The sequence below is a fragment of the Actinoplanes sp. NPDC051513 genome, assembly GCF_044454685.1.
In the GTDB taxonomy this organism is placed as follows: Bacteria; Actinomycetota; Actinomycetes; order Mycobacteriales; family Micromonosporaceae; genus Actinoplanes.
This window is the reverse complement of record NZ_JBITDW010000001.1, coordinates 462,785-484,362: the sequence shown is the minus strand read 5'-3', so window position 1 is coordinate 484,362 and position 21,578 is coordinate 462,785. Positions and strand designations below refer to the sequence as shown.

At 70.4% G+C, this 21,578-nt stretch carries 22 protein-coding genes and 2 tRNA genes; 17 read left to right on the top strand and 7 right to left on the bottom strand.

What is annotated here, in order from left to right; genetic code table 11:
• The first annotated feature begins 108 nt into the window (after positions 1-108).
• The 3 genes from ACIA5D_RS02320 (at position 109) to ACIA5D_RS02310 (ending at position 2,177) form a co-directional block, all read left to right on the top strand.
• Positions 109-1,206 (top strand): branched-chain amino acid aminotransferase, encoded by a 1,098-nt coding sequence (locus tag ACIA5D_RS02320; RefSeq protein WP_396028000.1) that lies wholly within the window; start codon positions 109-111, stop codon positions 1,204-1,206.
• 404 nt (positions 1,207-1,610) lie between these two features.
• The gene (locus ACIA5D_RS02315; RefSeq protein ID WP_396027999.1) at positions 1,611-1,751 is read left to right on the top strand and encodes a hypothetical protein; all 141 of its coding nucleotides are present in this window, start codon (positions 1,611-1,613) and stop codon (positions 1,749-1,751) included.
• Positions 1,752-1,763: 12 nt separating this feature from the next.
• Positions 1,764-2,177 carry an NUDIX hydrolase gene (locus ACIA5D_RS02310; protein ID WP_396027998.1) on the top strand — a complete coding sequence of 138 codons (414 nt, stop codon included), beginning with the start codon at positions 1,764-1,766 and terminating at the stop codon, positions 2,175-2,177.
• Here ACIA5D_RS02310 and ACIA5D_RS02305 read toward each other — a convergent pair.
• The 3 genes from ACIA5D_RS02305 to arfB all read right to left on the bottom strand — a co-directional run bounded on the left by ACIA5D_RS02305 (position 2,174) and on the right by arfB (position 4,268).
• A complete protein-coding gene (locus tag ACIA5D_RS02305) occupies positions 2,174-2,380 on the bottom strand; it encodes a helix-turn-helix transcriptional regulator (RefSeq protein ID WP_396027997.1) in 207 nt (68 codons plus the stop codon). The genes ACIA5D_RS02310 and ACIA5D_RS02305 overlap by 4 nt on opposite strands.
• Positions 2,381-3,102: 722 nt before the next feature.
• The gene (locus ACIA5D_RS02300) at positions 3,103-3,297 is read right to left on the bottom strand and encodes a hypothetical protein (RefSeq protein WP_396027996.1); all 195 of its coding nucleotides are present in this window, start codon (positions 3,295-3,297) and stop codon (positions 3,103-3,105) included.
• A gap of 530 nt (positions 3,298-3,827) precedes the next feature.
• The gene (gene arfB / locus ACIA5D_RS02295; protein WP_396027995.1) at positions 3,828-4,268 is read right to left on the bottom strand and encodes an alternative ribosome rescue aminoacyl-tRNA hydrolase ArfB; all 441 of its coding nucleotides are present in this window, start codon (positions 4,266-4,268) and stop codon (positions 3,828-3,830) included.
• Positions 4,269-4,343: 75 nt separating this feature from the next.
• Here arfB and ACIA5D_RS02290 point away from each other — a divergent pair, with 75 nt between their 5' ends.
• The 6 genes from ACIA5D_RS02290 to thrS all read left to right on the top strand — a co-directional run bounded on the left by ACIA5D_RS02290 (position 4,344) and on the right by thrS (position 11,035).
• Positions 4,344-5,666, top strand: coding sequence for a M16 family metallopeptidase (locus tag ACIA5D_RS02290; RefSeq protein ID WP_396027994.1), 1,323 nt, complete (start codon positions 4,344-4,346; stop codon positions 5,664-5,666).
• Positions 5,663-7,009, top strand: coding sequence for a M16 family metallopeptidase (locus ACIA5D_RS02285; RefSeq protein ID WP_396027993.1), 1,347 nt, complete (start codon positions 5,663-5,665; stop codon positions 7,007-7,009). The genes ACIA5D_RS02290 and ACIA5D_RS02285 overlap by 4 nt, the downstream gene beginning before the upstream one ends.
• A gap of 67 nt (positions 7,010-7,076) precedes the next feature.
• Positions 7,077-8,057, top strand: coding sequence for an endonuclease/exonuclease/phosphatase family protein (locus ACIA5D_RS02280; RefSeq protein WP_396027992.1), 981 nt, complete (start codon positions 7,077-7,079; stop codon positions 8,055-8,057).
• A gap of 53 nt (positions 8,058-8,110) precedes the next feature.
• Positions 8,111-9,130 carry an endonuclease/exonuclease/phosphatase family protein gene (locus ACIA5D_RS02275; protein WP_396027991.1) on the top strand — a complete coding sequence of 340 codons (1,020 nt, stop codon included), beginning with the start codon at positions 8,111-8,113 and terminating at the stop codon, positions 9,128-9,130.
• Complete coding sequence (locus ACIA5D_RS02270; RefSeq protein ID WP_396027990.1) at positions 9,127-9,636, top strand: GNAT family N-acetyltransferase; 510 nt, start codon at positions 9,127-9,129, stop codon at positions 9,634-9,636. Before ACIA5D_RS02275 ends, ACIA5D_RS02270 begins: the two co-directional genes overlap by 4 nt.
• A gap of 169 nt (positions 9,637-9,805) precedes the next feature.
• Positions 9,806-11,035, top strand: a complete 1,230-nt coding sequence (thrS, locus tag ACIA5D_RS02265) for a threonine--tRNA ligase (protein WP_396027989.1) — start codon at positions 9,806-9,808, stop codon at positions 11,033-11,035.
• Here thrS and cimA read toward each other — a convergent pair.
• Positions 11,002-12,588, bottom strand: coding sequence for a citramalate synthase (cimA, locus tag ACIA5D_RS02260; protein WP_396027988.1), 1,587 nt, complete (start codon positions 12,586-12,588; stop codon positions 11,002-11,004). The two genes, thrS and cimA, sit on opposite strands and share 34 nt — an antisense overlap.
• A gap of 197 nt (positions 12,589-12,785) precedes the next feature.
• Here cimA and ACIA5D_RS02255 point away from each other — a divergent pair, with 197 nt between their 5' ends.
• A complete protein-coding gene (locus ACIA5D_RS02255; RefSeq protein WP_396027987.1) occupies positions 12,786-13,529 on the top strand; it encodes a tyrosine-protein phosphatase in 744 nt (247 codons plus the stop codon).
• On the opposite strand, the gene ACIA5D_RS02250 is transcribed toward ACIA5D_RS02255, so the two are convergent.
• From ACIA5D_RS02250 to ACIA5D_RS02240, 3 genes are all read right to left on the bottom strand, one after another.
• Positions 13,506-15,422 carry a caspase family protein gene (locus ACIA5D_RS02250; RefSeq protein ID WP_396027986.1) on the bottom strand — a complete coding sequence of 639 codons (1,917 nt, stop codon included), beginning with the start codon at positions 15,420-15,422 and terminating at the stop codon, positions 13,506-13,508. The two genes, ACIA5D_RS02255 and ACIA5D_RS02250, sit on opposite strands and share 24 nt — an antisense overlap.
• Before the next feature lie 136 nt (positions 15,423-15,558).
• Positions 15,559-16,500 (bottom strand): 3-methyladenine DNA glycosylase, encoded by a 942-nt coding sequence (locus ACIA5D_RS02245; RefSeq protein WP_396027985.1) that lies wholly within the window; start codon positions 16,498-16,500, stop codon positions 15,559-15,561.
• A 41-nt stretch (positions 16,501-16,541) separates the two neighbouring features.
• Positions 16,542-17,303, bottom strand: a complete 762-nt coding sequence (locus ACIA5D_RS02240; RefSeq protein ID WP_396027984.1) for an alpha/beta fold hydrolase — start codon at positions 17,301-17,303, stop codon at positions 16,542-16,544.
• A gap of 56 nt (positions 17,304-17,359) precedes the next feature.
• Between ACIA5D_RS02240 and ACIA5D_RS02235 the strand changes: the two genes are divergently transcribed.
• The 7 genes from ACIA5D_RS02235 (at position 17,360) to ACIA5D_RS02205 (ending at position 21,337) form a co-directional block, all read left to right on the top strand.
• The gene (locus tag ACIA5D_RS02235; RefSeq protein ID WP_396028577.1) at positions 17,360-18,286 is read left to right on the top strand and encodes an ABC transporter ATP-binding protein; all 927 of its coding nucleotides are present in this window, start codon (positions 17,360-17,362) and stop codon (positions 18,284-18,286) included.
• Complete coding sequence (locus ACIA5D_RS02230) at positions 18,283-19,128, top strand: ABC transporter permease (RefSeq protein WP_396027983.1); 846 nt, start codon at positions 18,283-18,285, stop codon at positions 19,126-19,128. The genes ACIA5D_RS02235 and ACIA5D_RS02230 overlap by 4 nt, the downstream gene beginning before the upstream one ends.
• A gap of 7 nt (positions 19,129-19,135) precedes the next feature.
• The gene (locus ACIA5D_RS02225) at positions 19,136-19,393 is read left to right on the top strand and encodes a helix-turn-helix transcriptional regulator (protein ID WP_396027982.1); all 258 of its coding nucleotides are present in this window, start codon (positions 19,136-19,138) and stop codon (positions 19,391-19,393) included.
• A gap of 36 nt (positions 19,394-19,429) precedes the next feature.
• Positions 19,430-20,224 carry a fumarylacetoacetate hydrolase family protein gene (locus ACIA5D_RS02220; protein ID WP_396027981.1) on the top strand — a complete coding sequence of 265 codons (795 nt, stop codon included), beginning with the start codon at positions 19,430-19,432 and terminating at the stop codon, positions 20,222-20,224.
• Positions 20,221-21,036, top strand: a complete 816-nt coding sequence (locus ACIA5D_RS02215; RefSeq protein WP_396027980.1) for an NAD(P)H-binding protein — start codon at positions 20,221-20,223, stop codon at positions 21,034-21,036. The genes ACIA5D_RS02220 and ACIA5D_RS02215 overlap by 4 nt, the downstream gene beginning before the upstream one ends.
• A 64-nt stretch (positions 21,037-21,100) precedes the next feature.
• Positions 21,101-21,172: transfer RNA gene (locus ACIA5D_RS02210), tRNA-Gln, on the top strand.
• Between the two features lie 92 nt (positions 21,173-21,264).
• Positions 21,265-21,337: transfer RNA gene (locus ACIA5D_RS02205), tRNA-Glu, on the top strand.
• The last annotated feature ends 241 nt before the right edge of the window (positions 21,338-21,578 follow it).

Sequence of the window (21,578 nt, the reverse complement as noted above, 5' to 3'; positions counted from 1 at the left end):
CTGCCGGGTCACTTCACCCCCGTTGTCTTAACGGCCGTTCGGGGTATCTTTCATGCACTGCGGCTGACGCGTGCCCTCATTCTTTTCAGATAGGCAGGTCTATTCGCCATGAGTGGTGGTGACAACCTCGATTTCGAGATCCGTCCGAACCCGGCGCCGGTAAACGCCGCCGAACGGGACGCGCTGCTGGTCAACCCCGGTTTTGGCCGTATCTTCACCGACCACATGGTCACGGTGCGCTATGCCGACGGCAAGGGTTGGTACGACGCCCGCGTGGAGGCCCGCGCGCCGATCTCGATCGACCCCGCCTCGGCGGTGCTGCACTACGCGCAGGAGATCTTCGAGGGCCTGAAGGCGTACAAGATGGCCGACGGCGGCGTCGCGATGTTCCGCCCCGACGCCAACGCCGCCCGGTTCGCCCAGTCGGCGCAGCGGATGGCGATGCCGCCGCTGTCGACCCCCGCGTTCCTCCAGTCACTGCGCGAGATCATCCGCATCGACCAGGACTGGATCCCGCCGGGCGACGAGGGCAGCCTCTACCTGCGCCCCTTCGCGTACGCGTCGGAGGTCTTCCTCGGCGTGCGGCCCGCGCTCGAGTACCTCTACCTGGTCATCGCGTCGCCGGTCGGCCCGTACTTCTCGGGCGGCGTCAAGCCGGTCTCGGTGTGGGTCAGCCCCGACTTCACCCGGGCGGCCCCCGGCGGCACCGGCGCGGCCAAGTGCGGCGGCAACTACGCGGCCGGCCTGTCCGCCCAGGCCGAGGCCATCGAGAACGGCTGCGACCAGGTCGTCTACCTCGACGCGGTGCAGCGCAAGTACGTCGACGAGCTAGGCGGCATGAACGTCTTCTTCGTCATGGACGACGGCAACCTGGTGACCCCGCCGCTGACCGGCACGATCCTGCCCGGCATCACCCGCGACTCGGTGATCCGGCTGGCCGGCCGCGTCGGCCGCGGCGTCGAGGAGCGTCCGGTGAGCATGGACGAGTGGCGCGAGGGCGCGGCTTCCGGCCGCATCCGCGAGGCCTTCGCCTGCGGCACCGCGGCGGTGATCACCCCGATCGGCGCCATCAAGTCTCCCGACTTCGAGTTCACCGTCGCCGGCGGCGGCTCGGGCGAGGTCACCATGGGCCTGCGCAAGGAACTGGTCGACATCCAGCGCGGGCGGGCGGCCGACCCGTTCGGCTGGGTCCATCGCGTTTTCTGACTGCGGTGCGCGGCCGGGCTTTGCTCCGGCCGCGCTTTGCTCCATGCTCGGCGCATGGGCGATCGCCGGCTCGCTCTGGTCGTGGCGGTCGACCACTACGACCATTTCGCGCTGCACCGCCTCGCCGCGCCGGCCGCCGACGCCGAGGCGCTGGCCGAGGTTCTGGGCGATCCGGCGCGAGCTGTACCTGGCGGCCACCAACACCCGGCCCGAGCTGCTCGCCTCCACGGCCGTCGATGCTGCCTGGGTCAACCGGCTCATGCGGCGCAGCCGGGCCCAGCGGATCGTGCTGCTGCTGGACTGCTGCTACGGCGGGGCCTTCGAGCACGGCGTGCTGGCCCGCCCAGCAGGTCCACACGTTCAGTTCGCTCCCACCCGGCACCCGCACCGGGGTGATCTCGTGCGTGCCGGACTCCTCGTACGTCAACGTCCGCTGGGGCGTGGACGAGCTCCTGGTGACGGGCCTCTTCCAGTCGGAGGGCCGCACCGACTACGCCGCGACCTATCAGCATGCCCTCGACGTCCTGCGGCAGCTGCCGTCGTGACAGGATCTCGCGGTGGCCAGATATGAAGTGGCGCTGGTGCTGCTCGTCGACCCTTCCGGCGCCGTGCTCATGCAGCATCGCGACGAACACGCCCCGGTCTCGCCCAACCAGTGGAGCCTGCCGGGCGGCCACATCGAGCCGGGGGAGCAGCCCGAGCAGGCTGCCCGCCGGGAGCTGCGGGAAGAGACGGGATTGACGGCAGGCGAACTGGAACCCCTGTGGAGCGGCCCCCGGCCGTACGAGGCCGGCTTCCCCCACGACGTGACGGTCCATGTCTTCCACGGCGTGACCGACGCCCGGCAGGAGGACGTGGTGCTCGGCGAGGGCCGCGCGATGGTATTCGTGCCGCGGAACGAGCTTCTCGACCGCGACCTGGCCGTGACGACGGCCGCGATCCTGCCGCACCACCTCGGCGGCGGACGCTAGCCGGCCGACCGGTTCTTCGGGCGGTGGGCGAGGATCCATGCCTCGACGTCTTCGGTTCGCCACACCTTGCCCTGTTCGAGCTCGGCGATGGGCTTGGGGAAGTGGCTGTAGTTGGTGATCTGGTGGACGCGCTGGCGGCTGACGCTGCCGAGGCGCAGGCGGATCTCGTGGGCGCCGACCAGGCGGGATGACGACATACCCATGACAATAGGCGTACGACTATAGGCGTGCAACCAGTTGCCGAGTGTTCGGTTGTCATTCCCGGCTGTCCCCACCCAGTGGTGTTGCATCTCTCGTCGCCCACTGTGGGGTGGCCGGTTTGCGGTTGCCGCGGCCGGGGCTGGCTGGTCGGGTTCGGGCTGTGGCGTCCGGTCGGGGTGCCATGGCCGACCGGCTTCAGGTGTGGCCGGTTACGGCGTGATGGTGGTCGGGCCGGGGATGCCATCGCCCGGTGCCTGCCTGGTCGCGGTAGCAGCGGCCGTCGCGGATGGGGCTGTCCCGGCATGTCGGGAGTCGGGCCGGATATCACCATTGTTGACGGCGGCTATTCGGGGTGAGAATGGCATGCTCGAAGTCGGTTCTGGGCTTACCGCCGGATTCTTTGGAGTGGGATAATTCTGGGGTGCGGCAGATGGAGCTCTTCACCAGGTCCCAGCTAGCGGAAATGCGTGATCCGACCCGGTCGCGTCGTTATTCTCCGGCGCGTGAAGAGTTCCGCCGCGTGCATGCCCGGCAGCGCGCGTGGGGGCTTGTCGAGCGGCACGCGCGTAAGCTGCGCCGGCTGCACGGCGGTGACGACGGTTCACCCTTGACGGCGGCCGAGCGGCGGCTCTGGTCGGGCCGCGCGGGCACACCTGGGCACCCGGTGGCGGCCGTGGCGCCGGTGGCGCCGACCGCTCCCGCCCGCACCGGCCAGAGCCTCAGCTCACCAGCGCAGCGGGTGGTGCACCCGGTGCGCAACCCGATCGCGCAGCCCACCCCGGCGGTGCCCGCCGCGGGCGGGCAGGTCACGCGGCCCGCGCCCACCCAGCAGGCCGCGCCCGCCACGGCCGAGCAGGTCACGCGGCCCGCACCCACCCAGCAGGCCGCGCCCACCCAGCAGGCCGCGCCCGCCGACCACGACCGCACACCACCCGACCCGCGGCGCCGACCAAATTTCGGCCGCCGTAGGTACCATTCCGTCAGCGCTGTTCCGCGCCATTCTTCCGCAACGGCAAGTGCCATTCGACGGCCTCCACCGACGATGGCGAATACCGATCGCATCGGCGTGGGACGGGCCGGGCGAAATCGGCGCCGACCAAGTGGAGACTCACGCAGCCCGCCACGCCCGGCATATCGCGCCCGGCACACCGCACGCCCACCCGGGAAGACCGCACGCCCCCCGCATACCGCGCTGCCGCAGTCGACGTACCGCGCCGCCACCGCCCGCCGGGGCGAGACCGGGCGGCTGCCATGGCCCCGGGCGGCGACGGGCGCGGCCCGCCACCACCCGGCAGATCTCGTCCATGCGCCGGCAGTTGATCGAGGGCGGCCGGCGAGGATGCGTGCCGCCCGTCGCGGTCATCCGTGGCTTCCGCGTCCGGCACCGGTCCCGGCTCGGCCATCACAGCCAAAGCCCGCTTAAATCCAGACCCCCACCCCAGGAGGTGTCTAGTCGTTCGGGTAGGAGCGGCGGTTTCGCTTGGTTTCGCCGCGGCGTTTCTTGTCGGCTATGCGGCGCTCGACCGCGCCCTTCGACGGGCGGGTGGCGCGGCGAGCCCGGGGTGGCGGGGCGACCGCGGAAGCGACCAGCGCGGCCAGGCGGTCGGCGGCCGCCTCGCGGTTGCGCAATTGGGAGCGGAATTCCGAGGCCGTGATGGTCAGCACGCCTTGCACCAGACGAGAGCCGAGGCGAGAGAGCGCCCGCTCCTTCAGATGCGGAGGCAGCACCGTAGAGCCCCCCAGGTCCCAGGAGAGCTCTACTCGGGAGTCGGTCGTGTTGACGCCCTGGCCGCCGGGGCCGCTGGAGCGCGAGAAGCGCCAGGACAGTTCGGCCGCCGGGATGGTCAGGCGGTCGTTGACCCGGACATCTTCCAGCACATCGGCAAGCATGACACCCGGCCGCGGGCGTACGCCACGCGATATCGATCATGCGCACTGAGCGTGAGAACAGGGCAGTATGGGTGAGTGACGTCCCCAATCGCGCCGGTTGTCACGACCGGCTATCCGTGGCCTATCGAAACCACGCGACTGAGCAACGGCCTGCGGGTCGTGGTCAGTGAGGACCGGTCAGCTCCGGTCGTCTGCGTCAACCTCTGGTACGACGTGGGCTCGCGGCACGAACCGGTCGGGCAGACCGGCTTCGCGCACCTGTTCGAGCACCTCATGTTCGAGGGCTCGGTGCACGTCAAGAAGACCGAGCACATGCGGCTGGTGCAGGGCAACGGCGGCTCGCTGAACGCGACGACGAACCCCGACCGGACGAATTATTTCGAGACCATGCCGTCGGAGCACCTCGAGCTCGCGCTCTGGCTGGAGGCCGACCGGATGGGCGCCCTGGTGCCGGCGCTCACCCAGGAGACCCTCGACAACCAGCGCGAGGTAGTGAAGAACGAGCGCCGCCAGCGGTACGAGAACGTGCCGTACGGCGATGCCTGGCTGCGCCTGCTCGCGCTGCTCTACCCGGCGGGCCACCCTTACCACCACCCGACGATCGGGTCGATGGAAGACCTGAACGCGGCGAGCCTGGACACCTTCAAGGCGTTCCACCAGCAGTACTACGCGCCCAACAACTGCGTGCTGACCGTCGTCGGCGACGTCGAAGCCGCGAAGGTCTACGAGAAGGCCGAGAAGTACTTCGGCGCGCTCCAGCCGGTGCCGGACATCCCTCCCGCGCCGACCGGGCACATCGTGGGCCCGGCAACGACGCCCGTGCATGAGACGGTGACGGCTGCGGTGCCGGCGCCGCGGATCTACGTGTCGCACCGCACACATCCGTTCGGCACCAAGGGGTACGACGCGATCACTGTGCTCGCCACGATCCTGGGCAACGGCCGCGGCAGCCGGCTCTACCAGCGGCTCGCCGACGGCAAGCGGATCGCGCAGCCCGACTACATCGGCTCGTACGGCGTCGACCTGGCGCACGCGCCGGCCCCGCTGATCATCACGGCGACGGCGAAGGACGGCGTCGACGTGGCCGACCTCGAGGAGGGGCTGGCCGAGGTCGTCGGCAGCCTGGTCACCGAGCCGGTCACCGAGGAAGAGCTCAACCGGGCGAAGGCGATGCTCACCACGGCCTGGTGGCGCTCGCTGTCCACAGTGGGCGGCCGCGCCGACACACTCGGCCGGTACGCGACCCAGTTCGGCGACCCGGAGACCGTCGCCTACCGGCTCCCGCAGTGGCTGGCGATCACCGCCGACGAGGTCACCGAGGCCGCCGCGTACACCCTGAGGCCCGAGTCCCGGGTGACCCTGACCTACCTGCCCGAGACCACGGAGGAGAAGGCGTGACGCTCGTCGCCAACCGCCCGGAGGCCGGCGAGGCCCGCCCTTACCGCTTTCCGGAGATCCGCAGGGAAGAGGTCGCCGGCGGCACCGTCGTCGCCGCCCACCTGCCCGGGCAGCTGCTCGCCAGCTCGCTGCTGATGCTCGACGCCGGCGCGACCCACGAGTCGAGTGGTCGCGAGGGCACCGCCACCGTGCTCGCGAAGTCTCTCGAGGAGGGCACGAGGACCCGCGACTCGACCGCCTACGCGCTCGCCCTCGAAGGCCTCGGCGCCGAGCTGAGCGCGTCGGTCGACTGGGACTCGTTCCGGGTGGGCGTCTCGGCGCCGGTGCCGGTGCTGCTCGACGCGGTGCGCCTGGCCGCCGAGGCCACCCGCACCCCGCGGCTCGACCCCGCCGACGTGACCCGGGTGCGCGACGACGAGGCGACCGCGCTGCGGATGGACTGGGCGCAGCCCGGCCCGCGGGCGGACGCCACGCTGCGTAAAGACCTGTTCGGGGCGGGCGACCGCTACGGCCGTCCGCTGCACGGCGATCCCACCTCGACCGCGGCGGTGACCGTCGACGACGTGCTCGCCTTCCACGAGGCCTGGCTGCGCACGCCGGGTGTGCTGCTCGTCGCCGGCGACCTCGACACGCTCGACCTCACCGCGCTCGGCGAGGCGGCGTTCGGTGGGACGAACAAAAAGAACAAACCCCATGAAGATCCAACAAAGTACGAAATCCGCGACGGACGCCGTGTGATCCTGGTCGACCGGCCCCACTCGGTGCAGTCCACGCTGCGCATCGGCCACCGCTCGCCCGAGCGCGCCACCCCCGACTACGTGCCGATGACGCTGGCGGCCACGGTGCTGGGCGGCGCGTTCACCTCGCGGCTCAACCACCTCATCCGCGAGGTGCGCGGCTACACGTACGGAATCCGCGGCAGTTACGCGATGACCCGGCGCTTCGGCCGATTCGAGGTCGCCTCGGGCGTGCAGACCGCGGTGACCGTTCCGGCGATCACGGACACGATCGGCGAGATCGCGCGTACCCAGCTGGACGGGGTGACCGAGGAGGAGCTGGCGGTGGCCCGCTCGTGGCGCGCCGGTCAGCTGTCGGTCGAGATGCAGACGCCGGGGGCGATCGTGGGCGCGCTGAGCACTCTGGTGCTGCACGGCCTGCCCGACGACTACTACCCGTCGCTGCGCCGGGAGTACCTCGAGGCGACCGTCGAGCAGGTGTCCGCGGCCGCAGCGAAGCACCTGCACCCGAAGGGCCTGACCCTGGTGGTCGAGGGCGACGCCGCGGTTCTCCGCGACGAGCTGACGGCCGCCGGTCTCGGCGAGCTGGTCGACGCGGAAATCTGAGAATCAAGGGCCCTGATGCGTACGCGTCAGGGCCCTTTTCCACAGCTCAGGCCGCTACCGTCGCGCCATGACGATCACCAGCACGCCGCCTGAGGTCAGGCCGGCCCGGCGGGTGGTGCGCACCGTCCTGCTCGCGCTGCTGGTGCTGCCCGGCCTCGTCTGGGCGTTGCTGCGGCTCCTCGGCGCCGAGCGCGGCTATGTGGTGCAGCTGTTCGCGTTCACGCCGTACGTCGCGGCCTGGGCGTGGATCCCGGTGATCCTCGCGCTGGCTGCCCGGAAATGGCTGGTGGCGGCGGTGGCCGCGATCGCCGGGGTGCTGCTGGCGGCGTGCGTGCTGCCGCGGGCGCTGCCCGACGCCGACCGCGGCCCGTCGGACGGCGCGCCGCTCACGGTCATGACGATCAACATGTACATCGGGCAGGCCGACCCGGCCGCGGTCGTCGCGCTGGTGCGCGAGCACGACGTGGCGGTCCTGGCCGTGCAGGAGTTCACCACCGCCGCCGGGCACGGCCTCACCGCCGCGGGCCTCGACGCGCTGCTGCCCTATCACGCGCTCGCCGGCGACGAGGCGCTCGGCACGACCGGCTCGGGGCTCTACTCGCGCCATCCGATCTCGGGATCGGGCTCGGAACGCGGGGCGGGTGGCAACCTTCAGGCGTACGCGATGATCCATCCCCCGGGCGCGGCCGCGCTCTCGGTCGAGTCGGCGCATCCGCTGGCCCCGTACGCGAAATCGGTTCTTGGCCTTTGGAAAGAGGACCTCGACCGGGAGCCGGGCAAAAACATCCTGCTGGGTGACTTCAACTCGACGCTGGACCACGCGCCGGTGCGCGACCTGATCCGCCGCGGCTACCGGGACGCCGCCGACGCGACCGGGAAAGGCCTGCTCGCGACGTGGGGACCGTTCGCCGGCCGGCCGATCCCGCCGGTCACCCTCGACCACGTTCTCGTGGACAAGCGCATCGGGGTACGGGAGGTGTCCGTTGAACCGGTGCGTCTCAGCGACCATCGCGCGGTGATAGCGGAGTTGTCCGTGCCGAGGTCGTGAAGACGCTGTGCAGCCCGGGGTGAGCGTGGCGCCGAGTCGTTAGCCTCGCGCTCATGACGATCACGAGCGCCCCGGCCGAGACGCCGCCGACCGCACCCGGCCGGCGGCTGGGAAGGGTGGCTCTGACCGTGCTGATCTGGCTCCTGATTGTGCCCGCGCTGCTCTCGGCGATAGTCCGGGTTTCCGGCTGGGATCGCGGCCCGCTCGTGCAACTGCTCGCCTACACGCCGTACGTCGCGGCGTGGTCGGTGCTGCCGATGGTGCTCGCGCTGGCCACCCGCCGCTGGCCGGCCGCCGCGGTGGGGCTGGCGGTGGTGCTGGCCTTCGCGCTGCTGGTCGCGCCGCGAGCCATCCCGGGCGGCCGCGGCCCGTCGACCGGCGTGCGCCTCAACGTGATGTCCTCGAACCTGCTGTTCGGCGGCGCGGATCCGGCGCAGATCGTCGGCCTGGTCCGCGAGCACGACATCGAGGTGCTGGCCGTCCAGGAGTTCACGACCGACGGCAAACTGGCCCTGGCCAAGGCCGGTCTCGAGGACCTGCTGCCGTACACGTCGTTCGCCGACGAGGCGGGCGCTTCGGGCTCCGGGCTCTACTCGCGCTATCCGATCACCGGGGCCGGGCATCGCCGCATGGGCGGCGGTTTCCTTCAGGCGTACGCGACGGTGCAGCCCCCGCACGCCGAGCCCGTGCTCGTGGAGTCGGCGCATCCGCGGGCGCCCTCGGATCTCGGCCTCAACGGGCTCTGGCGCAGCGATCTCGCCGAGGAGCCCGGGACCGGGCCGGACGGCACTCCCCGCATTCTGCTCGGCGACTTCAACGCGACGCTCGATCACGCGCCGCTGCGCAGGCTGGTCGCGCGCGGCTACCGGGACGCCGGGGTCGCCACCGGGCAGGGCCTGACCCCGACCTGGCCGTATTTCGAGCACCGCGGCATTCCGTGGGTGACCCTCGACCACGTTCTCGTCGACAAGCGCATCGGCGTACGCGACATCAGCGTGCACCGGATCACCAACAGCGACCACCGCGCGGTCCTCGCCGGGCTCACCGTGCCGGCGGCACAATTGCCGGCGTGACCACCCGCCTCGTCGCCCCGGGCGACGCCGCCGAACTGGCCGCCCTCCTCGCCGCGAACCGTGACTTCCTCGCGCCGTGGGAGCCGTTCCGCACCGAGGAGTACTTCACCGCCGAGGGCCAGCGCACCTACCTCGAGGACGTGCTGCGGCAGACCGCCGCCGGCGTGACGCTGCCGCACGTGATCGTCGAGGACGGCCGGATCGTCGGCCGGATCACGCTCAGCGGCATCGCCCGCGGCCCGTTCCTCTCCGCGAGCCTCGGCTACTGGGTGGCACAGTCCGCGAACGGGCGGGGGGTGGCCTCGGCGGCGGTGGCCCGGATGATCCGGGTCGCCTTCGACGAGCTGGGGCTGCACCGGGTCGAGGCGGGCACGCTGGTGCACAACGCGGCCTCGCAGCGGGTGCTGGAGCGCAACGGGTTCAAGCGGTTCGGGCTGGCGCCGCGCTACCTGCGGATCAACGGCGAGTGGCGCGACCACGTGCTGCTCCAGCTGCTGGCCGAATAATCGGCTGCCGCGCCGCCGCGGCCGCGCTATCGTCGGCGACATGATGCGCAGGTTCATGACGACGACGCCGGAATGTCCCGGCGTCGGTTCGCGCATCTAGAAAACCGCCCGGGCGAGATGCCCGGGCTTTCTTTTTGCGGGGTCTCGCCCTTTCCTCAGGGAGATCCCCATGAACATCGACCACCGCAAGCTCGGCCGCGAGCTCGACCTCTTCGACTCCGACCCGCTGATCGGCGCCGGCCTGCCGTTCTGGCTGCCGGACGGCGCGGCGGCCCGCCACGAGGTGGAGTCGTACCTTCACGAGCTCGAGCGGCGCGCCGGCTACAAGCACGTCTACTCGCCCGCGCTCGGCAAGAAGCAGATGTACGAGTTGTCGGGGCACTGGAAGAACTTCGCCGACGACATGTTCCCGCCGATGGTGCTCGGCGGCGACGAACTGGTGCTGCGGCCCGCCCTCTGCCCGCATCACGCACTGATCTTCAAGTCGCGTCAGCGCTCCTACCGCGACCTGCCGCTGCGCATCGCCGAGATCGGGCCGATGTACCGGGCCGAGCGCTCGGGCGTGCTCGGCGGTCTCTCCCGGGTGCGGTCGATCCAGCTCAACGACTCGCACATCTTCTGCGGTCTCGACCAGGTCGGCGCCGAGGTGGCCGACGTGTTGCGGCTGATGGGGGTGGCGCACCGGGCGCTCGGGCTGCGGCCGTCCTCGTTCCGGTTGTCGCTGCGCGGCGATTCCGGGAAGTACGCGGGGAACGACGAGATGTGGGAGCGGGCGTCCGCGCTGCTTCGGTCCGCGCTCGACGATGCGGCCGTTTCCTACGAGGAGGCGCCGGGCGAGGCGGCCTTCTACGGGCCGAAGATCGACATTCAGATCGAGGACGCGGCCGGCCGGGAGTGGAGCCTGTCGACCATTCAGGTGGACTTCCATCAGCCGGCGCAGTTCGATCTGTCGTTCGTCGGGCCGTCCGGGGAGCGGGAGCGCCCGGTCATGATCCATCGGAGTCTGGCGGGCTCGATGGAACGGCTCTTCGGGTATCTCATCGAGGCGCACCAGGGGGCTTTTCCGCTCTGGTACGCGCCCGTGCAGATCGCGGTGCTGCCGGTCTCGGAGGACCAGTCGGCGCCGGCATCGGCGTTCGGTCAGGCCGCCATCGAGAGCGGTTTGCGGGCCGAGGTGCTGTTCGACGGCTCGATCGGGGGGAGGATCCGGCATGCGGCCGAGCGCAAGATCCCGTACGCGGCAATCGTCGGCAAGCGCGAGGCGGCGGAAGGGCTGATCGCTCTCCGCCTGCGCGACGGACGTCAGTTGCCGGCCAGGCCGGCGGCGGAGGCCATCGCGTTGATCGCCTCCGCCGCCGCCGAGTCTCAGGCCGGCGTCGACGTCCTGGCCAGGCCGTAGGTGAGCGCGTCCACCAGGGCCACCCAGCTGGCCTCGACGATGTTCTCGTGCACGCCCACGGTGGTCCACTCGCGGTTGCCGTCGCCGCTCTCCAGCAGCACCCGGGTGATCGCGTTGGTGCCGTGCGTGCCCTCGAGGATGCGGACCTTGAAGTCGGTGAGCTCGACGGTCTTGAGCTGCGGGTAGTGCTGCGACAGGGCTACCCGCAGCGCCTCGTCGAGCGCGTTGACCGGGCCGACGCCCTCGGCGGTGGCGATGATCCGCTCGCCGCGTACGCGCACCTTCACGGTCGCCTCCGAGACCACCGAGCCGTCCTCGCGGTGCTCGACCTGCACCCGGTACGACTCCAGCGTGAACGGCCGGGCGAAGCCCTCGCCCGGCAGCTCGCCCCGCACCAGCAGCTCGAAGGAGGCGTCCGCCGCCTCGAACGACCAGCCGCCGGCCTCCAGCTCCTTCACCCGCCGGGTGATGGTGCTGAGGGCGTCCGGGTGGCCGGCCAGGTCCAGCCCGAGCTCCCTGCTCTTGAGCTCGATGCTGGCCCGGCCGGCCATCTCCGTCACCAGGATCCGCATGTCGTTGCCCACCACCGACGGGTCGACGTGGTTGTAGAGCAGCGGATCCACCTTGATCGCGCTCGCGTGCAACCCCGCCTTGTGAGCGAAGGCGGCGGCCCCGACGTAGGCCTGGTGGGTGTCGGGGGCGATGTTGGCGATCTCGGCGAGCGCGGTGGAGACCCGCGTCGCCTGCTCGAGGCATCCGTCCGGTAGGACCTTCAGCCCGAGCTTGAGCTGTACGTTGCTGACGACGGCGAACAGGTCGGCGTTGCCGGGGCGCTCGCCGTAGCCGTTCGCGGTGCACTGGAAGTGCTTCACGCCCGCCTCGACCGCGGCGATCGTGTTCGCGACCGCGCAGGAGGTGTCGTTCTGGCAGTGGATGCCGAGCCGGTCGGCGCTTACGCCGGTGCGGGCCACGACCTCCTCGATCGCCTTGGTGATCATCGAAGGGAGCATGCCGCCGTTGGTGTCGCACATCACGACGCGCTCGGCGCCGGCCTCGAAGGCGGCGCTCACGACGCTGGCGGTGTACTCGGGGTCGTAGCGGAAACCGTCGAAGAAGTGCTCGCAGTCGACGAAGACGCGGCGGTTGTTGGCTTTCAGATGACGGACCGTGTCGCGGACCATGTTGAGGTTCTCGTCGCCGGTCGTGCGCAGCGCCCGTACGACGTGCCGGATGTCGGACTTCGCGACCACGCAGACCACCGGGGTCCCGGCGTCGAGCAGGGCCTTGACCTGCGGGTCGCTCTCGACGGCCACGCCGGCCTTGCGGGTCGCGCCGAATGCGACGAGCAGCGCGTTCTTGAGGTCGAGCTCGGTCTTCGCGCGCTCGAAGAACTCGGTGTCCTTGGGCATGGCGCCGGGCCAGCCGCCCTCGATGAAGCCCACGCCGAACTCGTCCAGCAGCCGCGCGACCGCCAGTTTGTCGGCGACCGAGTAGCTGATCCCTTCGCGCTGCCCGCCGTCTCGCAGCGTGGTGTCGAAGACCTGGTAGTCCATCGGAGCGTTCCCTTCGAGGATTCAGTGGCCCAACAAAAAGACCCCCCGCGGATGCGGGAGGTCTGCGCGTCGGCGAGGAGTCAGCCGGCGCGCTAGGTGCCAATAATGAGCACAAGACGGGTCACGAAATGAAGCATGCCACTAACGGGCCTCGTGGGAAGCGTTGTTCCACCCTTCGAGACTAAGTTGGAGGTGTGGTGACGGACTCATACCCCCGGAATCTTGGTTTCTCCGCTACCTACAACTTCCGCGACGTCGGCGGCTATGCGGGTCTCGACGGCCGCACGGTGCGCTGGCGGCGGCTCTTCCGTTCCGACGCGCTGCACCGCATCGGCGAGGCGGACGCGGCGGCGTTTGCCCAGCTCGGCGTGCGTACGGTGATCGACCTGCGCCGTCCGGACGAGGTCGAGAAGTTCGGCCGGGTGCCCGAGCGGCACGGCATGGACTACCGCCATCTGGTGCTCAACCACATCGACTGGGAGACGATCTCCCTCGATGAAGAGGTGCCGCGGGACCGGTGGCTGGCGGACCGGTACCTGAACTTCGCCGAGGACGGGCGCGAGGCGATCCTGGCCTCGCTGCGGATCATCGCGGAGCCGTCGCGGGCGCCGGTGATCGTGCACTGCATGGCCGGCAAGGACCGCACGGGGACGGTGTGCGCGCTGACGCTGGCGTTGCTCGGAGTGTCCGACGAGGACATCGCGGCCGACTACGCGCTGACCACCGCGGCGATGACGTCGCTCACGGCGTACCTGATGGAGAAGCACCCATCGGCGGTGCTGGGGAACGAGCACATGTTCGACTCGCCGCCCGGCGCGATGCTGAAGTTCCTGTCGGATCTGCGGTCGCTGCACGGCTCGATCGAGAACTACGTGCGGGAGATCGGCATGCTCGGCTCGGAGATCGACTCGATGCGCTCACATCTGCTCGAGCACGCCTAGGGCCCGGTCGTAAAGCTCGTGGTAGGCAGCCTCGTCGACGCCGGCACCGGAAAGGAACGTGCCGGTCATCAGCAGATCGTCCACCTCCCAGGAGACGACGTAGTACCCGTCCCCGTTGCCGTTCTTGTTGAAGTTGCAGGCGATCCGCCCGGCCGGCACCCCGCTGGGCAGATGCTCGGCGGCCGGGTGGTCGAGGGTAGGAGCGCTGGAGCAGGTCCCGCCGAAGCCGGTGCTCTGGTCGTTGTCCATGGCCGTCCTGCTGTTCCACAGTTCGTAGACGCCCGGCTCGCAGCCCGCGGCGGCGGAGCTGTTCGGGTCGGGCGGGCCTTCCTGGCAACTGGCCCGGACGGAGGACGGGAGCATGGCGAGGAGGCCCTGGTAGTCGCGGGCGCCTGTGGTGGGGGTGGTCGATCTGTTGCCCAGCCAGACTATGGCGATGCCGGTGGCGGCTATCAGGGTGATGATCGCGGCTATCAGGACGGCTTGGCGTAGGCGTCTCGGTTGATCGGGGGCCGACTCTTCTGGGGACGGCTCTTTCGGGGCCGGCTCGGCGGCGCCCGGCTCGGCTGTGGCGGTCGGCTCGACGGGGGCCGGCTCAGTGGCGCCCGGCTTGGCTGCGGCGGTCGGCTCGACGGGGGCCGGCTCAGTGGCGCTCGGCTTGGCTGCGGCGGTCGGCTCGACGGGGGCCGGCTCAGTGGCGCCCGGCTTGGCTGCGGCGGTCGGCTCGACGGGGGCCGGCTCAGTGGCGCCCGGCTTGGCTGCGGCGGTCGGCTCGGCCGGGCGGCTTGTTGGCACTGGGGCGGGCTGATCCGGCAGCAGGCTGCCTGATTTATCCCCGATCAGGGGAAATTTCATCTCAGGGGCGGTGGGGGCCGGGGGCGCGACAGCAGCCGGCTCGGGTATCGGCTCGGTCGCGGTGGGCTCGGCCAAGGCGGCGAGGGCGGCCGCGCTCACCTGCCGGCTGTCGTCGTCGGCCAGCCGTTCCAGAGCCGACCGCGCCGCCGCGGCCCGGGCCGGTTCGTCGTCGGTCAGGATCGCGGCCAGTTCCTGCACCGACGCGCGCCGTACCGCCGCCATCGGGTGCCGGGTGAGTTCGAGCAACTCCGTCGCTAGCGCCCGGCGGTGGGGATTCCGCGCCACGTACAGGTCACCGCGCAGGCCGAACTCCCACTTGCTCGGCGTCTGGTTCGGCGTGCTGTCGCGCACTCGGTCGTACACGTAGTCGTACAGCTCGCCCAGCGCGACATGCCCGTCCTGGTCCCGATCGGCGTTGCCGGTGCGGATGCCCTCCACGAGCGCACCCGTGAAGATCGAGGGCGGCGTCGGCGACCCCTCGGCCAGTCGCGCGCCTTCGAAGGCGTACTCCATGGCGGTTGATGCCGTGATCACCACGCGCCCCCGGCCCTCGCCGAGCTGTCGCTGCCGGAACTGATCGCCCACATCGACACCGCCCGCGGCCCGTGCGATCACTCCGCGCTCGAACGCCCCGCCGTAGCAGCAGTCCAGCAGCAACACGACCCGCTGCGCCCGGCTCCGCTGCATCACCCGATTCACCCAGGCGGCGTCGATCGCGGTGGAACCGAGGAGGTCCGGCCGTGTGTTTGTGGCCGCGAGATAGAGCTCTCCCGAGTCGTCCTTGAGCCCGTGACACGAGAAGTGCAGCAGTACGAGATCGGTCGACTGCCGGTCGGCCAGCGTCTGCTCGACGCGCTCGGAGGCCTCCGACGAGCTGGGGTTGTGCAGGATCTCGACCTCGAAGCCGCCGAGTTCGGCATCTCCGAGCACCTCGGCCAGCGCGTCGGCGTCGGCGGCCGGCGAGGCGAGCCGGTGCAGAGCGGCATGGTCGTAGCGGTCGACCGCCACGACCAGGGCCAAGCGCCGCTCGCCGCCCATGCCCCGAGCATCCCGCCGCACCCGAGCGGTGTCCCTCCCCCATTCAGGCGAGGCAGCATTCAGGCGAGGCAGCAGTCAGGCGAGGCAGTCGGCTCCGCTGTTGCCCGGATGATGACCAGCGTCGCCATCGGCCCGGTCAGCGGTGGTTGAAGGGCGCGACCGCCTCCCGGCTCCGCGCCGACCCCTCGGGCCCCAGCAGCTCTTCGCACACCCGGATCAACCGTGCCCGCAAGGCCGCCGCCCGCCGGGCGAATTCCCGCTGGCGCGCCACGTACTCGGCTTTGCCTTCCGCCGTCTCGATTTTCACCGGCTCGAAGCCGTACGACGACAGGTCGTACGGGCTCGCCTGCATGTCGAGCAGCCGGATGTCGGCCGCCAGCGCGAAACAATCCAGCGCGAGCGCGCCCGGCACCGCCGGACCCAGCTTCTGCGCCCACTTGTGCACGTCCATCGCCGCGTGCAGGCAGCCGGGCTGGTCGAGGTCGACCTGGGTCGCGCGGGTGGGCTGGAGGCGGTTCAGGCCGACCGACTCGGGCGTGAAGAAGCGGAACGCGTCGTAGTGCGTGCATCGGATGGGGTGCTGCTCGACCACACGATCCGTCTCGGCCTGGCCCAGGCGCAGCGGCAGCGAGTGGCGATGCTCGGGCGAGCGGTACACCATCGCCCACTCGTGCAGCCCGAAGCAGCCCGAGAACACCGGGCGGGACGCCGTCGCGGTGAGCAGGCCGTGGATGTAGCGGACGCTCTCGCCGCGGGCGTGCAGGAAGGCGTCCTGGTCGAGGGTGACCACGCCGTCGGGGTAGGTCATGTAGAACTTCCACGACGCGTGCTCGGCGACGCCCGACGGCGCCGGCGAGAGGCCGGTTCCGATGCCGGGATGCCACCGGCGCAGCTGCGCGGGACGCGTGCCGTAGTAGTCGTAGAGGAAGTCCTCGATCGCGTGTTTCTCGCCGGCCGCGCGGCGGGCACGGTGGCCCGCGGTCATCTCGTCGGCGCGCTCGGCGTGGGCGCGGGCGAGGGGTATCCAGGCGACCGAGGGCAGCGTCGTGGTGAGCGCCCTCACCTGCTTGATCCCCATCGCATCAGCGTATCCAGCCGAGGCGATCAACACGATCACCGTTAGGCGCGAATGAGGTCCGCCACCGCTTTCGGCGCGCCCAGATCTGGGGCATTGTGGTCGAATTCGGGTGTCACCACGAGCTTGGAGCCCGGGATCGTCTCCAAGAGCACATGCAAAGCCTCCAACAGGTACGCCGGGGAGCGCCCGCCGCCGAGCAACAGGGCCGGCGCGGTGACCGCCGAGTAACGCCCGCCGTTCGAGTCGAGCTCGCGGGCGACGTGGAACTCCGCGGGAACCGTCCCCAGCACCTCGCGGGTGGCGCTCCCCTCGGCCGTGAAGCGCTGCATCGCCCAGGCGACGGCGACCATCGCCGGCCCCGAGGGCATCAGGTCGAGCGCGTGCAGAAAGTGGACCATCGCCCGGGCGTCGTGCCCGCCGGCGAGCAGCTCCTCGTACCTCGGCAGCCACGAACAGGGGAGCGAGCCGTCGATGCTGGTCGCCGGCTCGTACACGATCACGCGGTCGAGCGTGGTCCACAGCGCGGCGTGCAGCGCGACCAGCCCGCCGTAGCTGTGCCCGAAGACCTGCCGGGACTTGGTCTCCTCGAGCACCTCGAGGGCGTCCGCGATCTCGACGTCGAGCCCGTAGTCGTCGCCCTGACCGGGACTCTTGCCGCGGCCGCGCCGCTCGATGACATGCACGGTGTACGTGTCGGCCAGCGCATCCGCCAGCGCCTGGTAGTGGCGGGCTCGCCGGGTGGTGCCGGGGATGACGACGAGCCCCGGGCCGTTTCCGGTGGACAAAACATCGACAGAAGCCATGCTCACGAATGTAGTACATCTACTACAACTTTGATACTGTGCTGGACATGGGAGGAATGACTTTGACGGGGGCTCTCGACCTCGGCACCGACGTGCCGGCCGATGGGCGGGTCATCGACGTCCGCGATCTGCGGATGCGCTATGGAACCAAGGACGTGCTGTCCGGCGTCAGCTTCGACGCCCGGCGCGGCGAGGTGCTCGCGCTGCTCGGCCCCAACGGGGCGGGCAAGACCACCACCATCGAGATCCTCGAGGGCTTCCGCATGCGGTCGGCCGGCGAGGTGAGCGTGCTCGGCATCGACCCGGCATCGGCCGGCGAGCGCTGGCGCGCCCGCATCGGCGTGGTGCTGCAATCGTGGCGCGACCACGGCAAGTGGCGGGTGCGAGAGCTTCTCAAACACTTGGGTACGTACTACGCGCCGTACTCCACCGAGCAGATCCGCCGCCCGTGGCCCGTCGACGACCTGCTCGACGTGGTCGGCCTGACCGAGCATGCGAACCAGCGGGTCATGCGGCTCTCCGGCGGCCAGCGCCGCCGGCTCGACGTGGCGATCGGCATCGTCGGCCGGCCCGAGCTGCTCTTCCTCGACGAGCCGACGGTCGGCTTCGACCCCGCGGCCCGTCGCGAGTTCCACGACCTGGTGCACCGGCTGACCGATGTGGACGACACCACGATCCTGCTCACCACCCACGACCTCGACGAGGCCGAGAAGCTGGCCGACCGCATCGTGATCCTGGCCGCCGGGCGGATCATCGCGGACGGCTCGGCCGACCAGCTGTCCCGCCAGGTCGCCGGCGAGTCCGAGATCCGCTGGACGCGCGACGGCCAGCGCTTCGTCCACTCCGCGGTCGATGCGACCCCGTTCGTCCGCCAGCTCTTCCTGCAGTACGGCGAGGGCATCGCCGACCTCGAGGTGCGCCGCAACAGTCTCGAGGACACATACATGAAGCTGGTCCTGGATTCTGAAGGGGGCATCCGATGATCTCGATATTGCGAGCGGGAGTGGCCCGCGGCGGGATCGAACTGCGGCAGACGCTGACCACGGGCACGGACCTGTTCACCTACCTCTTCCCGGCCCTGCTCCTGCTGGGGACGGTCTTCTTCATGCGCAACGCGCACGTGCCGGGCACCACGTTCTCGCTCGGCGCGAGCACCCTGCCCAGCGTGCTCGGCATGGGGCTGGCGTTCGGCGGCCTGATGACGGTCTCGCAGCAACTGGTGGTCGAGCGTGAGGACGGCACGCTGCTGCGAGCCAAGGCGACGCCCAACGGCATGACGGCGTACCTGATCGGCAAGGCCGTCGTGGTCGGCGGCATGACGCTGCTGAGCCTGCTGCTCCAGCTGATTCCCGGCCTGTTCATCGTCGGCGGCAGCCTGCACGTGAGCGCGGTCGGCTGGCTGACGCTGGCCTGGCTGATCCCGTTGGCGTTCCTGGCCACCATGCCGATCGGCGCGGTGATCGGCTCGCTCTTCGAGAACCCGCGGAACATGAGCCTCGCGATCCTGCCGATCTTCGGGCTGGTGGCGATCTCCGGCATCTTCTATCCGATCACCGCGCTGCCGGGCTGGCTGCAGGGCGTCGCGCAGCTCTTCCCGATGTACTGGCTAGGGTTGGGCATGCGCTCGGTGTTCCTGCCCGATTCGCTGGAGGCCGTCGAGCTCACCCACTCCTGGCGGCATCTCGAGACGTTCGGCGTGCTCGCGATCTGGGTCGTGCTGGGCCTGACGCTGGCGCCGGCGATCCTGCGGCGGATGGCGCGCCGCGAGTCCGGCTCGGCGGTGGCGGCGCGGCGCGAGCGGGCGCTGACGACGATCGGTCGTTGAGGGAGAGATGGGCAACAGCGAGGTCACGTACAACCGGATCGCGATGCTGCGCGCCGAGCGCGGCATCTCGCGGCGGCAGCTCGCCGACGCCCTGGGTGTCCACTACCAGACGGTGGGCTACCTGGAGCGCGGCGAGTTCAGCCCGAGCCTGCACCTGGCGCTGCGGATCTGCGCGTACTTCGAGGTGCCGGTCGAGGTCATCTTCTCCCTCGAGCCGTTCCCCCGGCTGGGCGCGGAGTCGAACGGGGTGTCCCGCCCGGCGTAGATTTCGGGTGAGCCTTCTAGAGATGGGATTTCACCCGTGCGTTTCGCCCGTTTTGTCCATGCTGGTGGAGTGTCGTTCGGTGTAGTCGAGGGCAACGAAGAGCAAGGCCTCACCATCGCCGAGATCGGCTCCCTGCCGTTCGAGAAGGTGCAGTTCACCGGCCAGCGCTGGGCGCTCGCCGACGTACGCCTGCTCGCCCCGATCTTCTCCAGCAAGGTCATCGGCGTCGGCCGCAACTACGCCGACCACGCCGCCGAGCTCGGCAACGAGGTGCCGAAGGAGCCGCTGATCTTCATCAAGCCCTCCACCACGGTGATCGGCCCCAACGACGCGATCCGGCTGCCACCGCAGTCCCAGCGGGTCGAGGAAGAGGCCGAGCTCGCCGTCGTGATCGGCGCGACCGGCGCCCGCCGGGTCGACCGGGCCGGCGCCGAAAGGGCGATCTTCGGCTACACGATCGGCAACGACGTGACCGCCCGCGACCTGCAGCGCAGCGACCCGCAGTGGACCAGGGCCAAGGGCTTCGACTCGTTCTGCCCGATCGGCCCGTGGATCGTCACCGACCTCGACGTGAGCGACCTCGAGATCCGCTGCGAGGTCGGCCGCAACCCCGAGAGCCTCGAGGTGCGCCAGATCGGCCGCACCAAAGACATGGTCTTCGACGTACCGACCCTGGTGTCGTACGTGTCGCACGTCATGACGTTGCTGCCCGGCGACATCATTCTCACCGGCACCCCGGCCGGCGTCAGCGAGCTGACCACCGGCGACATCTGCTCGATCACGGTGCAGGGCATCGGCGAGCTGCGCAACACGGTGGTGTCGCTGGAGTGACGAAGATCCTGGTCACCGGCGCCACCGGCAACATCGGGCGGATGGTGGTCGACGAGCTTCTGGCGGCCGGCGCCGATGACGTGCGTGCCCTGACCGTCGACCCGGCGCGGGCCGCCTTGCCCGACGGGGTCGAGGTCGCGCGCGGATTCGTCGGCCGCCCGTCGACGCTGCCCACGGCGTACGCGAACGTGGATGTGCTGTATCTCGCACCGCACCTCCCGACGGTGGTCGAGGCGTGCCGGATGGCCGACGAGGCCGGGATCGGCCACATCGTCGACCTGGCCGGGCCGAAGGGCGAGCATTGGCAGGCCGTGGAGGACGCGGTCGAGGCCTGCGGGGTGCCCTACACCCACCTGGAGCCCGGGGAGTTCATGGCGAACGCCACCTTGTGGGCCCGCCAGATCCGGGCCGGCGACGTGGTGCTCGACACCTGCGGCGACGCGACCAACGCCCCGATCGCCCAGGAGGACGTGGCCGCCGTCGCCGCCCGTGTCCTCCTCTCGCCGGGCGAGCACGTGGGCCGTTCCTGCGAGTTGACCGGCCCCGAAGCGCTCTCCCGGCGGCAGAAGGTGGCGCTGCTCGGCGAGGCGCTCGGACGTGAGCTTCGCTACGTCGACCTGCCCCGCGACGAGGCGATCGAAGAGCTGGCCAAAGACATGGGCGAACACGCCGCCTGGTACGTCGACGGCGCCGGCCTATTGATCGAATACCCCCAGCGAGCCGTCCCGACTGTGACTGAAATAACGGGCCGGCCTGCGACAACGTTCCTCGAGTGGTCCCGGCGCAACGCGGATCTGTTCCGAGACCAGTAACCCGATTTGTTGGCCCCGGGGTGGTCAGGTAGAGTTCTCCTTCGGCGCGGCAAGCCGGGCCAAATGGGGTATGGGGTAATTGGCAGCCCGACTGATTCTGGTTCAGTTAGTCTAGGTTCGAGTCCTGGTACCCCAGCGCTACCAATCCTGCGGAGGATGGGTGGAGCTGGACTTCTGATAGAGTTCGGCCCGCCGCTGAAGCAGAGCGGAAGCAAGAAAGTAAGTCCTGGCCCCGTCGTCTAGCGGCCTAGGACGCCGCCCTCTCAAGGCGGTAGCGAGGGTTCGAATCCCTTCGGGGCTACGTTTTGGGTGACCCCCGTCAGCAGAAAGCGCTGACGGGGGTCACTTCGTATTCCTCCCCGGGGGCCGAGCCCCCGGACCCCCACGGTGCGGTGCTTGCGCCAGGGGGCGCGTCGCCGGCCCCCACGGTGCGGTGCTTGCGCCACGGGGCGCGTCGCCGGCCCCCACGGTGCGGTGCTTGCGCCACGGGGCGCGTCGCCGGCCCCCACGGTGCGGTGCTTGCGCCACGGGGCGCGTCGCCG

Bases quoted from the DNA above. Each gene is read 5' to 3' on its own strand.
- ACIA5D_RS02245 (WP_396027985.1), bottom strand. From the start codon at position 16,500: ATGGGGATCAAGCAGGTGAGGGCGCTCACCACGACGCTGCCCTCGGTC.
- thrS (WP_396027989.1), top strand. From the start codon at position 9,806: ATGAACATCGACCACCGCAAGCTCGGCCGCGAGCTCGACCTCTTCGAC.
- ACIA5D_RS02250 (WP_396027986.1), bottom strand. From the start codon at position 15,422: ATGGGCGGCGAGCGGCGCTTGGCCCTGGTCGTGGCGGTCGACCGCTAC.
- ACIA5D_RS02235 (WP_396028577.1), top strand. From the start codon at position 17,360: ATGACTTTGACGGGGGCTCTCGACCTCGGCACCGACGTGCCGGCCGAT.
- ACIA5D_RS02305 (WP_396027997.1), bottom strand. From the start codon at position 2,380: ATGGGTATGTCGTCATCCCGCCTGGTCGGCGCCCACGAGATCCGCCTG.
- ACIA5D_RS02230 (WP_396027983.1), top strand. From the start codon at position 18,283: ATGATCTCGATATTGCGAGCGGGAGTGGCCCGCGGCGGGATCGAACTG.
- cimA (WP_396027988.1), bottom strand. From the start codon at position 12,588: ATGGACTACCAGGTCTTCGACACCACGCTGCGAGACGGCGGGCAGCGC.
- ACIA5D_RS02225 (WP_396027982.1), top strand. From the start codon at position 19,136: ATGGGCAACAGCGAGGTCACGTACAACCGGATCGCGATGCTGCGCGCC.
- ACIA5D_RS02320 (WP_396028000.1), top strand. From the start codon at position 109: ATGAGTGGTGGTGACAACCTCGATTTCGAGATCCGTCCGAACCCGGCG.
- ACIA5D_RS02240 (WP_396027984.1), bottom strand. From the start codon at position 17,303: ATGGCTTCTGTCGATGTTTTGTCCACCGGAAACGGCCCGGGGCTCGTC.
- ACIA5D_RS02275 (WP_396027991.1), top strand. From the start codon at position 8,111: ATGACGATCACGAGCGCCCCGGCCGAGACGCCGCCGACCGCACCCGGC.
- ACIA5D_RS02280 (WP_396027992.1), top strand. From the start codon at position 7,077: ATGACGATCACCAGCACGCCGCCTGAGGTCAGGCCGGCCCGGCGGGTG.
- arfB (WP_396027995.1), bottom strand. From the start codon at position 4,268: ATGCTTGCCGATGTGCTGGAAGATGTCCGGGTCAACGACCGCCTGACC.